The 11,894-nt window shown below is 58.5% G+C and carries 11 protein-coding genes; 4 read left to right on the forward strand and 7 right to left on the reverse strand.

Features of this window, described 5'->3' with window-relative positions; translation table 11 throughout:
* Positions 1–18: 18 nt before the first annotated feature.
* The 7 genes from ispC to rpsB all read right to left on the reverse strand — a co-directional run bounded on the left by ispC (position 19) and on the right by rpsB (position 6,258).
* A complete protein-coding gene (gene ispC / locus ACW5XD_RS22680; protein ID WP_456496849.1) occupies positions 19–1,212 on the reverse strand; it encodes a 1-deoxy-D-xylulose-5-phosphate reductoisomerase in 1,194 nt (397 codons plus the stop codon).
* 132 nt (positions 1,213–1,344) lie between these two features.
* The gene (locus tag ACW5XD_RS22685) at positions 1,345–2,202 is read right to left on the reverse strand and encodes a phosphatidate cytidylyltransferase (RefSeq protein ID WP_456496850.1); all 858 of its coding nucleotides are present in this window, start codon (positions 2,200–2,202) and stop codon (positions 1,345–1,347) included.
* A gap of 26 nt (positions 2,203–2,228) precedes the next feature.
* A complete protein-coding gene (uppS, locus tag ACW5XD_RS22690) occupies positions 2,229–3,005 on the reverse strand; it encodes a polyprenyl diphosphate synthase (protein WP_098984764.1) in 777 nt (258 codons plus the stop codon).
* Between the two features lie 72 nt (positions 3,006–3,077).
* On the reverse strand, positions 3,078–3,635 hold the full coding sequence (gene frr, locus ACW5XD_RS22695) for a ribosome recycling factor (protein ID WP_042867195.1): 558 nt from the start codon (positions 3,633–3,635) through the stop codon (positions 3,078–3,080).
* Positions 3,636–3,737: 102 nt separating this feature from the next.
* The gene (gene pyrH / locus ACW5XD_RS22700) at positions 3,738–4,472 is read right to left on the reverse strand and encodes a UMP kinase (protein WP_042038153.1); all 735 of its coding nucleotides are present in this window, start codon (positions 4,470–4,472) and stop codon (positions 3,738–3,740) included.
* A 71-nt stretch (positions 4,473–4,543) separates the two neighbouring features.
* Positions 4,544–5,425 carry a translation elongation factor Ts gene (gene tsf / locus ACW5XD_RS22705; protein WP_005338578.1) on the reverse strand — a complete coding sequence of 294 codons (882 nt, stop codon included), beginning with the start codon at positions 5,423–5,425 and terminating at the stop codon, positions 4,544–4,546.
* A gap of 104 nt (positions 5,426–5,529) precedes the next feature.
* The gene (rpsB, locus tag ACW5XD_RS22710; protein ID WP_042867194.1) at positions 5,530–6,258 is read right to left on the reverse strand and encodes a 30S ribosomal protein S2; all 729 of its coding nucleotides are present in this window, start codon (positions 6,256–6,258) and stop codon (positions 5,530–5,532) included.
* Between the two features lie 362 nt (positions 6,259–6,620).
* Between rpsB and map the strand changes: the two genes are divergently transcribed.
* From map to ACW5XD_RS22730, 4 genes are all read left to right on the forward strand, one after another.
* A complete protein-coding gene (map, locus tag ACW5XD_RS22715; protein ID WP_456496851.1) occupies positions 6,621–7,409 on the forward strand; it encodes a type I methionyl aminopeptidase in 789 nt (262 codons plus the stop codon).
* 64 nt (positions 7,410–7,473) lie between these two features.
* Positions 7,474–10,152 (forward strand): bifunctional uridylyltransferase/uridylyl-removing protein GlnD, encoded by a 2,679-nt coding sequence (gene glnD, locus ACW5XD_RS22720; RefSeq protein WP_456496852.1) that lies wholly within the window; start codon positions 7,474–7,476, stop codon positions 10,150–10,152.
* 135 nt (positions 10,153–10,287) lie between these two features.
* Positions 10,288–11,115 carry a 2,3,4,5-tetrahydropyridine-2,6-dicarboxylate N-succinyltransferase gene (gene dapD, locus ACW5XD_RS22725; RefSeq protein ID WP_042867191.1) on the forward strand — a complete coding sequence of 276 codons (828 nt, stop codon included), beginning with the start codon at positions 10,288–10,290 and terminating at the stop codon, positions 11,113–11,115.
* A 258-nt stretch (positions 11,116–11,373) separates the two neighbouring features.
* Positions 11,374–11,757 carry a DUF3461 family protein gene (locus tag ACW5XD_RS22730; protein ID WP_011705091.1) on the forward strand — a complete coding sequence of 128 codons (384 nt, stop codon included), beginning with the start codon at positions 11,374–11,376 and terminating at the stop codon, positions 11,755–11,757.
* Positions 11,758–11,894: the final 137 nt, after the last annotated feature.

Here is an 11,894-nt window from a genome sequence, read left to right on the forward strand (position 1 = left end):
GCCACGAAATACCACTCATCAGCTAAGCTCCTCAATCAAATTGTGAGCACGGGCACGGGCCGCACCATCCAGCGCAATCAAATCATCCAGTGACCCCACGGCGGAATGGCCCAGCGCCGCCATGGTGGCCTCATTGACTCTGGCAATATCCATAAAACCGATCCGCTCTGCAAGGAAAGCCGCAACGGCCTCTTCATTGGCGGCATTGAGCGCCGTGGTCGCCGCCTGCCCTTGCTGACAGGCGCTCATGGCCAGTGCCAGACAGGGATAACGGGCATAATCGGGCCGGATAAAACTGAACTCTCCGACACTGAAGAAATCCAAAGGTTCCACGCCAGACTCAATCCGAGCTGGATAGGCCAGAGCATGGGCAATAGGAGTGCACATGTCCGGGTTGCCAAGCTGGGCCAGCACGGAACCATCCTTGTACTGCACCATGGAGTGGATGACGGACTGGGGATGGATCACCACCTGGATCTGCTCGGGCGCCGCATTGAACAGCCAGCGTGCCTCTATGTACTCCAGCCCCTTGTTGATCATGGTGGCGGAGTCGACCGAGATCTTGGCCCCCATGGACCAGTTCGGGTGGGCGATGGCCTGGGCCGGCGTGACCCGGGCAAGCTCCTGAATGTCGGTATAGCGGAACGGGCCACCGGAGCCGGTCAGCAGGATCTTGCTGATGCCCGCACCCGCCAGATCGCAGAAGCCGGGCTGACGCTGAATAGCTTCGGGCAGGCACTGGAAAATCGCATTGTGCTCGCTGTCGATGGGCAGCAGCTCGGCACCATGTTCGCGCACTGCATCCATGAAGAAAGCACCGGACATCACCAGAGCCTCCTTGTTGGCCAGCAGGATGCGCTTGCCGGCGCGCACAGCCGCCATGGTAGGGGCCAGCCCCGCGGCGCCGACGATGGCCGCCATCACGCTATGCACATCGGGATGCGCAGCCACCTCGCACAAAGCGGCCTGACCGGACAGCACCCGGGTCGCGCTGCCGTGGGTCTTGAGTCGACCTGCCAGCGTGGCGGCCGCGACCTCATCCACCATGACGGCGAAACGTGGAGAAAACTCGAGACAGTCGCGCAGCATGGCATCCACGCTGCTGGCTGCCGTCAGCGCCAGTATCTGCCAACGGCCCGGATTCTGCCGCAGTACCTTGAGGGTGCTCTGACCGATGGAGCCGGAGGCTCCCAGGATCACCAGGTTATGCATCAACACTCCCGACTTGCTAACAAATGGATGGAGCCGAAAGCCGTCAAGATCATCAGACTATTCATCAACACTCCTGAACAAGTAACAGACTGACGGAGCCGGATGCTCCCGAGATCATCAGTGGGTGAGGCATCAGAATTCCTGGCTGAGCAACAGATAGCTGAGCAGAAACACCGGCAGGGCGGCAGTCAGGCTGTCTATCCGGTCGAGAACACCACCGTGACCGGGCAGCAAGGTACCGGAATCCTTGATGCCGGCTTCGCGCTTGAACATGCTCTCGGTCAGATCGCCGAGCACGGACGCCAGCACCGCCAACAGGGAGCAGAACAGCACTATGGCCATCTTGGCGGGCACGAAGCCCATGAACCAGGTCACGGCAACGGCCAGCAGACTGGCGGTAAACAGGCCGCCGAACATGCCTTCGATGGTTTTACCCGGGCTGACGGCCGGTGCCAGCTTGTGCTTGCCGAATGCCTTGCCGAAAAAATACGCGCCAGAATCTGCCGCCCAGACCAGTCCCATGACGAACAGCAAGATCCAGGCCCCCATCATGGGATCGTGATAAAAGTTGTAACCACGGATGGCCACCAGAGACCAGAAGAAGGGTACCAGGGTCACCAGACCGAACACGGATTTGAGCCAGATTGACTCTTTCCACAGCTTGGCGCTCTGGGGGTAACGCAATACCAGCAGCAGCCCCAGCAGCCACCAGCTGACGGCAGTCCAGAGTACCCCCATCACCAGCGGATGCAGGTGTGGGGTCCACAGTTGCTCGACCGGCAGCCAAAACAGGCTGGCACCGAGCAACAGACAGAACACCAGCGGTAACCATTGCTGCGGCTGGGCAGAGACGAAGCAGCTCCACTCGCGGCTGGCCAACAGAAATACCAGCGCTGCCAACAGGGCAAAGAATTTCAACGGCAGAAAAAATAGTGCCCCCAACACCAGGGGAACCAGTAGCAATGCGGTAATAATTCGTTGTTTTAGCAAAAGAAACCTCTCTCTTGGGAGGGGGTTTAGCCGGTCTGATGCTCGGCGATCAATTCCCGTATCTGTTCACCCGTGCACCCGAAGCGACGCTCGCGGGCAACGAAAGAGGCAACGGCCTCACTGAACTCGGCCTCGTTGAAATCGGGCCACAATACCGGGGTAAAATAGAGCTCGGCATAGGCGAGCTGCCATAACACAAAATTGCTGATGCGATGATCGCCGCCAGTCCGGATCAGCAGATCCACGGGGGGCAGATCGGCCATGCAGACCTGCCCGGCCAGCAGGGACTCATCAATGGCATCGGCGTCCAGTTCGCCCGCCGCCACGGCACGGGCCAGTTTGCGGGCCGCCTGGGCGATATCCCACTGGCCACCGTAATTGGCGGCGATGTTGAGGGTCAGCCCCTGATTGTCGGCAGTCAGGGCCTCGGCCTTGGCGATCTTGGCCTGCAAGCGTTCGCTGAAGCGGGCGGTATCACCGATCACCTTGAGCCGTATCCCGTTGCTGTGCAGTTTCTTGACCTCACGGCCCAACACGGTCAGGAACAGCTCCATCAGGGCACTGACCTCCCCTTCCGGCCGCCGCCAATTCTCACTGGAGAAAGCAAACAGAGTCAGCGCCTCTATCTTGGCGCGCGCGGCAAAGGTCACCGCCTCACGAACGGACTTCACGCCAGCCTTGTGGCCATAGACCCGCATCTTGCCACGGTTCTGTGCCCAACGCCCGTTGCCATCCATGATGATGGCAACATGACGAGGCAAGGACGAATTGGCACAATCACCTAACGCTGCCAAAAGCGACATTCATTTCTCCCACAAAGACAAAAGCGCCGTGCAGGGGCACTACACGGCGCTCGTAATATACCTGTCAGAGGCTTAGATTTCCATTAGCTCCTTTTCCTTCGCGGCCAGGGCGTCATCTACCAGCTTGATGAAGGCATCGGTGAGTTTCTGGATCTCTTCCTGGGCACGACGGTCGTCGTCTTCGGAGATCTCTTTGTCCTTGAGCAGCGCTTTCAGGTCGGCGTTGGCATCGCGACGGATGTTGCGCACGGCCACACGGGCACCTTCGGCTTCGGCACGGACGATCTTGGTCAGATCGCGGCGACGCTCCTCGGTCAGCGGCGGCAAGGGCACGCGCAGGGTCTGGCCGTTGCTGGACGGGTTCAGGCCCAGATCGGAGGTCAGGATGGCCTTTTCTACCGCCTGGATCATGGAGCGGTCAAAAATGGAGATGGACAGGGTACGAGCATCTTCTGCCACCACGTTGGCCAACTGTTTCAGAGGAGTGGCAGCACCGTAATACTCAACCTGGATACCGTCGAGCAGGCTCGGGTGAGCTCGGCCGGTACGGATCTTGGACATCTGGGTCTTGAGCGACTCTACGCTCTTGGCCATACGGTCCTTGGCGTCGTTTTTAATCTCGTTGATCACAGTGGTTTTCCTTTTGGCGAACGAGCCGGCACGCGGCTCGTGTCTATCATATTTATTTGCTGGCGTAATGGATAAGAGCGCCTTCCAGCCTGATCTCTTGTCTTATTTGCCGATGTGGTGGATCAGGGTGCCTTCAGGCTCACCCATGATAACCCGACGCAGCGCACCCGGTTTGTTCATGTTGAACACGCGGATCGGCAGATCATGGTCACGGGCCAGAGTAAAAGCAGCAAGATCCATCACTTTGAGTTCTTTTTCAAGAACTTCATCATAACTCAATTCATGGTACAGCACGGCATCCGGGTTCTTGACCGGATCATCCGTGAATACGCCATCGACCTTGGTAGCCTTGAGCACCACGTCGGCTTCGATCTCGATCCCGCGCAGACAGGCCGCGGAATCGGTGGTAAAGAAGGGGTTGCCGGTACCGGCAGAGAAGATCACGACCTTGCCGGCGCGCAGCTGGCTTATGGCCTCGGCCCAGCTATAGGAATCGCAGACGCCCTGCAGAGAGATGGCAGACATCAGACGGGCATTCACATAAGCACGATGCAGGGCATCACGCATGGCCAGACCGTTCATCACGGTGGCCAGCATACCCATGTGGTCGCCCACCACGCGGTTCATGCCCGCTTTGGCAAGACCGGCACCACGGAACAGATTGCCGCCACCGATGACCAGACCGACCTGAACACCCAGCTCAACCAGTTCTTTGATCTCTTGGGCCATCCGCTCCAGCACCGCCGGATCAATGCCAAAACCCTCTGATCCTTGCAGGGCTTCACCACTCAACTTCAGAAGAACACGTCTGTATGCAGGCTTGGGATTGGTACTCATGTCACTGATTCCTGGTCATATAAAGACCGCGACATAAGTCGCGGTCTGGGGAAACGGAAAAACCGGTTCGGTTAGGCCTTCTGAGCGGCCGCGATTTGGGCTGCTACTTCAGCAGCGAAATCGGTCTCTTGCTTCTCGATGCCTTCGCCCACTTCGAAACGGGTGAAGGAAACAACGTCAGCGCCTTCTTTCTTCAGCAGCTCGGCAACGGTCATGGAAGGATCTTTCACGAACGGTTGACCAGTCAGGGAAACCTCACCGGTGAACTTCTTCATGCGGCCTTCAACCATCTTCTCGGCGATCTCTTTCGGCTTGCCGGAGTTGATGGCGATGTCGATCTGGATTTCGCGCTCTTTGGCAACGACTTCGGCAGACACGTCTTCAGGCTTGACGAATTGCGGGCTGTTGGCTGCAACGTGCATGGCCAGATCTTTGGCCAGCTCGGCAGAACCACCGGTCAGCTTGGTGATAACACCAATGCGGGAACCGTGAACGTAGGTGCCCAGGTTGTCACCTTCAACCAGCATCACGCGACGCAGGTTCATGTTCTCACCGATCTTGGCGATCAGGTTGGTGATGGTCAGCTCAACGGATTCGCCATTACCGAAGTCAGCGGCTTTCAGCGCGTCAACGTCAGCAATTTTCTGGGTCGCTGCGATATCAGCGATCTTCTGGCCCATGGCCATGAAGCTGGCATCTTTGGCGACGAAGTCGGTTTCGCTGTTCAGCTCGATCATGACGGCAACGTTGCCTTCGGTGCGAGCAAAGATAACGCCTTCAGCGGCGATACGGCCCGCTTTCTTGGCGGCTTTGGCCTGACCGGATTTGCGCATGTTCTCGATTGCCAGCTCGATATCACCAGCAGCCTCTTCCAGTGCTTTTTTGCAATCCATCATGCCAGCGGCGGTGCGCTCGCGCAGTTCTTTTACCAGGGCGGCAGTAACGTTAGCCATGTCCAGTATCCTCGGTCTTGAATTGACAAGAAACAGGGGCCACAAGGGCCCCTGCTAACCAATTACATCAGCTTGGTTAATAAGGGCTTTTCAGTCCTTATCAATTACTCAGCTTCAACGAAGCCATCTTGTTCGGCTTGAACAACGATGTCCTGAGCGCGAGCTTCCAGTACGGTGTCAGCAGCAGCATTCAGATACAGCTGTACGGCACGGATAGCATCGTCGTTACCCGGGATGACGTAATCAACGCCGTCCGGGTTGGAGTTGGTATCAACGATGGAAACTACCGGGATACCCAGGTTGTTGGCTTCTTTGATAGCGATGTGCTCGTGGTCGGCATCGACAACGAACAGCACGTCAGGCAGGCCGCCCATGTTCTTGATACCACCCAGGCTCTTCTCCAGCTTGTCCATTTCGCGAGTACGCATCAGCGCCTCTTTCTTGGTCAGCTTTTCGAAGGTACCGTCCTGGCTCTGGGTTTCCAGATCTTTCAGGCGCTTGATGGACTGACGAACGGTTTTCCAGTTGGTCAGCATGCCACCCAACCAGCGGTGGTTGACATAGAACTGGTCGCAACGATCAGCGGCATCTTTTACGGCTTCAGACGCGGCACGCTTGGTACCTACGAACAGTACCTTGCCTTTCTTGGCAGCTACGGAGCTGATGAAGTTCATGGCATCGTCAAACATCGGAACGGTTTTTTCCAAGTTGATGATGTGAACCTTGCTGCGGGCACCGAAGATGTAGGACTTCATTTTCGGGTTCCAGTAACGAGTCTGGTGACCGAAGTGAACGCCGGCTTGCAGCATGTCGCGCATAGAAACTTTAGCCATTTTATACCTCTGTATTGGGGTTAGGCCTCCACACATCCCATGTAACCGACCCCAAAGGGGCACCCCGGTACAGGTGTCGATGTGTGTGTGTTATTGAGTAAGGGTGATGAAATGCGGACGCAAGTTCCCCATTCCGGCGCGCTTTATACCATAACTTTGGTCAGGACACCACCGGCCGGGATGCTAAAAATGGATCCCTGTCCTGGATGCCGGGCAGAGGATTTGACGTTGTGATGACAATCACACTGGAAGTAAACGGGGGTTGGGGATAAAATTTTGGCCTGATTGCAAACGCATCTATTTTTCATTACCTGATTGTTGGGCATCGACCGGATGCGCAGTCAGGCCCCAAGAGAGATCCCATGTCCATTAAAATCAAGACACCGGAAGAGATTGAAAAGATGCGCGTTGCCGGCCAGCTGGCCGCCGATGTGCTGATCATGATCGCCCCCCACGTCAAGGCAGGCGTCACCACCGACGAGCTGAACACCCTGTGCCACGACTATATTGTCGACGTGCAGCAGGCGATCCCGGCCCCGCTCAACTACCACGGCTTCCCCAAGTCCATCTGCACCTCGGTGAACGATGTCATCTGTCACGGCATCCCCAACCACAAGAAGTTGCGGGAAGGGGACATCATCAACCTGGACATCACCGTCATCAAGGACGGCTACCACGGCGACACCTCCGCCATGTTCATCGTGGGTCAGACCACACCGCTGCGCCGCCAGCTGTGCAAGGTCGCCCAGGAGAGCCTGTACGCCGCCATCAAACAGGTGCGCCCCGGCATGTGCATCACCGAGATAGGTGCCGTGATCCAGCCCATCGTGGAGAAGGCCGGCTTCTCCGTGGTGCGCGACTACTGTGGCCACGGCATCGGCAGCGAATTCCACGAGGAACCGCAGATCCTGCACTACCGCAACGGCGGCAAGCAGGAGCTCAAGCCGGGCATGTGCTTCACCATCGAGCCCATGGTCAACAGCAAGAAGTATCACTGCCGCATCAACCCGAAAGATGGCTGGACCGTGACCACCAAGGATGGCGGCGACTCCGCCCAGTGGGAACACACCCTGCTGGTGACCGAGGATGGCTGCGAGGTGCTCACCCTGCGCCCCGATGACACCATCGACCGCGTTATCCGCCACGTTTGACATTCAGCCCCGGCCACACGCCGGGGTTGATCTTTATCCGGCCAGACCGAGAGTGTGAGATGCCATGGATGCCAGCCTGCTTTCCCCCCATCTGTTACCCGACGATCAGCTCACCCGCGAGAACTGCAAAGAGTATCTGAGCCGCTTTCTCGGCTGGCTGCACGCCCGTTTCGATGCCGGTGACAACATCATCGAACTGGTGGCCACCCGCTCCGAATACATGGATGAGCTGCTGACACGGCTGTGGCAGAAATTCGGCTTCGACAAGACGGCGCTCACCCTGATCGCGGTGGGTGGCTATGGTCGGGGCGAGTTGCACCCTCACTCTGACATAGACCTGCTGATCCTCTATGAAGGAGAGGAGCTGGACGAGGTGCTGGGGCTGCGCATCGGCGAGTTCATCACCTTGCTGTGGGATCTCAAGCTGGAGGTGGGCCAGGCGGTACGCAACGTGGCCGAATGCATCGAGCAGGGCCGCGCCGACATCACGGTCGCCACCAATTTGATCGAGGCGCGCTACATTACGGGCCGCCAGGAGGGCTTCCAGCAAATCAAGGAGGCGACCGGCCCCCAGCACTTCTGGCCGAGCGAGCAGTTCTTTCAGGGCAAACGCGAAGAGCAGGCCCTGCGCCACCAACAGTTTCAGGGGACAGCCTACAAGCTGGAGCCTGACCTCAAGAGCAACCCGGGCGGACTGCGCGACATTCAGACGCTGGCCTGGGTCGCTCGCCGCCATTTCGGCGCCACCACCCTGTTCGAGATGACCAGCCATGGCTTTCTCAACCGGGCCGAGTATCGCGAGCTGCTCGACTGCCAGAATTTTTTGTGGAAGGTGCGCTTCGCCCTGCACATGGCCATCAACAAAGGCGACAACCGGCTGCTGTTCGACCGCCAGCGCACCGTGGCCCAGATGCTGGGATTCGAGGGGGAAGGCAACAGCCCGGTCGAGCAGATGATGAAACGCTTCTATCAGACGGTGCGGCGGGTCTCGGAGCTCAACGAGATGCTGCTGCAGCTGTTTGACGAGGCTATTCTCGGCAACACCGCCATGGACGTGCGCCGCCTCTCCGACGAGTTCCAGCTGCGCGGCCGCCTCATCGACGCGGTGGATTCCGAGCTGTTTGGCCGCGAGCCCGCCGCCATACTGCGACTCTTCTACCAGATAGCCCAGCACCCGGAAATTGCCGGCATCCACTCCGCCACCCTGCGCCAGCTGCGCGAGGCGCGCCGCAAGCTCAACTGCTGGCTGCAGGATCTGCCCGAGTGCCGCCGCCTGTTCATGGCGCTGTTGCGCCACCCCAACGGCATAGGTCAGCCGCTCACCCTGATGCACAAATACGGGATCCTGGCAGCCTATTTGCCCCAGTGGAATCTCATCGTCGGCCAGATGCAGTTCGACATGTTCCATGCCTACACGGTCGATGAGCACACCCACCGGCTGCTCAAGAACATTCATCAGTTTCCCCATCCGGCCAGCCGCCAGACCCACCCGCTCTGCCACGAGGTGTTCACCCGGCTGCGCAAGCCGGAGCTGCTCAGTATCGCCGCCCTGTTTCACGACATCGCCAAGGGCCGGCGCGGCGATCACTCCGAACTCGGCGCCGTGGATGCACTGGAGTTTTGTCAGCTGCACGGCCTGGATCGCTATGAGAGCCGGCTGGTCGCCTGGCTAGTGCGCCACCACCTGCTGATGTCGGTCACCGCCCAGCGCCGTGACATCTACGACCCCGAAGTGGTCACCGACTTTGCCCAGAAGGTGCGCGACGAGCAGCATCTCGACCTTATCTACTGCCTGACGGTGGCCGACATCTGCGCCACCAACGATACCCTCTGGAACGACTGGAAAGGCACACTGCTGCGCGAACTCTACTTCGCCACCCAGAAGGCGCTGCGCCAGGGGCTGGAAAACCCGCCCGACATGCGGCTGCGCATTCGCGAGAACCAGCGCCAGGCCAAGCAAATCCTGGCTCAACGGGACGTACCGGAAGAGGCCATCAACCAGCTGTGGAGCGACTTCAAGGCCGACTACTTCCTGCGCCACAGCCCGGAGCAGATCGCCTGGCACTGTCGCAAGATCATCGAGCATGGCGACAACCCGGCCCCGCTGGTGATTATCGGCAAGCATCCGACCCGGGGGGGGAGCGAGGTGTTCATCTACTGCCGTGACACCCCGAATCTGTTCGCCACCGTGGCCTCGGCGCTGGATCAGAAGAATCTCAACATCCACGATGCCCAGATCATGAATTCGCGCAGCGACTATGTGCTGGATACATTCGTGGTGCTCGAACCCAATGGCGAACCCATCAGCCCCAACCGTACCGCCACCATCAAGAAGGCACTGGAGAAGGCCTTGCAGGAGCCGGGCAAGCTGGTGCTGCGCAACAAGCCGCTGTCGCGGCGCCACCGCCAGTTCAGCGTACCAACCCGGGCGGTGTTTTTGCCCCACAAGGGGGAGACCCGCCACACCCTGCTGGAGCTGACGGCGCTGGATACCCCCGGCCTGCTGGCCCGCATCGGTGCCGTGTTCCAGCAGTGCGGCCTGTCGCTCCATGCCGCCAAGATCACCACCATAGGCGAGCGGGTAGAGGACTTCTTCAGCCTCACCACACTCGCGGGTGACCCCTTGACTCAGGACGAGCAGCAGGCGCTGGAAGAGCGACTGGTAAATCAGCTCAACCCAGCCGATGAAGAGGCAAGCGACAAGCCGGTGAAAGGCCTCGCAAGGCACCTTTCCCCATCCTGATTTATCAAGTAGAACAAATGGTTGGACCACTCCAGCACAATAAACAACCATTCACCCGAAGAAATCGGCTTGAGCCCTTAAACACAATTGGAAAAGTGTGATACAACAAACGGAATTTTTTAAAGGAAACCTGTCATGACCGAGTTGCAACAGATCATCGAAGCGGCCTTCGAGCGCCGTGATTCCATCACTCCCGGCTCAGTCGATGCCGCTACCAAGGCTGCCATCCTGCAAGCCATCGACCTGCTGGATTCCGGCAAGGCCCGTGTCGCCGAGAAGATTGCCGGCGAATGGGTGGTACATCAGTGGTTGAAGAAAGCGGTACTGCTCTACTTCCGCATCAATGACAACGGCATCATCAAGGGCGACGATGCCCAGTACTACGACAAGGTTCCCCTCAAGTTCTCCGACTACACAGCCGAGCAGTTCAAGGAAGCGGGTGTGCGCGTGGTGCCACCGGCAACTGCCCGCAAAGGCTCCTTCATCGCCCCCAATACCGTGCTGATGCCCTCCTATGTCAACATAGGTGCCTTCGTTGACGAAGGTACCATGGTCGACACCTGGGCCACCGTGGGCTCCTGCGCCCAGATCGGCAAGAACGTGCACCTATCCGGTGGCGTCGGCATCGGCGGCGTACTGGAACCGCTGCAGGCCAACCCGACCATCATCGAAGACAACTGCTTCATCGGTGCCCGCTCCGAGGTGGTTGAAGGGGTGATCGTCGAGGAAGGCTCCGTCATCTCCATGGGCGTATTCATCGGCCAGTCCACCCGCATCTATGATCGCGAAACCGGCGAAATTCACTACGGTCGCGTACCTGCGGGTTCCGTGGTCGTCTCCGGCTCCCTGCCTTCCAAGTGCGGCAAGTACAGCCTGTACGCCGCCGTGATCGTCAAAAAGGTGGATGCCAAGACCCGTGCCAAGGTAGGGATCAACGCCCTGCTGCGCTCCATCGACGAGTAATGGCCAACTGCTTGCTGCAAGGGCGCCTCGAGGCGCCCTTTTTTATGATTGCATCGACATCCAGATGATAAGAATGTCCCGTGGCCTAGGCTGTCGGTAACAGCGCACTGCTGCGCGCCATCGATAAGTGCTCGACCAGCCATCATGGTAAAAGGGGCCTTTTGGGCCCCTTTTGATTTTGGCGCCCCTGTCACAGGCAAGCCACACAGACTCGGTTAAGATAGATGGGTCAGGATCGTTTCAAACCGAGGAAGCCCGATGTACGAGAATCTGAAGAGCCTGGGGATCCAGGAACCCACCTCAGTGGACAGCTATACCCTGCGCCAGGAAGCCAATCACGACATCCTCAAGATCTACTTCAAGAAGCAGAAAGGCGAGTTCTTCGCCAAGAGTGTCAAATTCAAATATCCCCGCCAGCGCAAAACCATGCTGGTCGACTCGGGTACCCATGAGTACAAGGATGTCACCGAGATCAACGCCAATCTCAAGTACGTGGTGGATGAGCTGGATAACCTGACCCAGGGTGTGCACGTCCAGGCCGATCCGGACATCAAGCAGAAGATACTGCGTGACCTGCGCCATCTGGAAAAAGTGGTGCAGAACAAGATCAGTGAAATAGAACGGGATCTGGAGAAGTTGTAAGCCCGATCCGGCAGCAACGAGGGGCGCCCGTCAGGCGCCCCTTTTCTTTAGGCTATGTCCCAATTACGTGTTGCATGGGGTGCCCCAGCGCCTCATGCAAACACGCTTTGATATTTACTCCCCTTCCGTAACGCTCC

The sequence above is a fragment of the Aeromonas enterica genome (genome assembly GCF_054052465.1).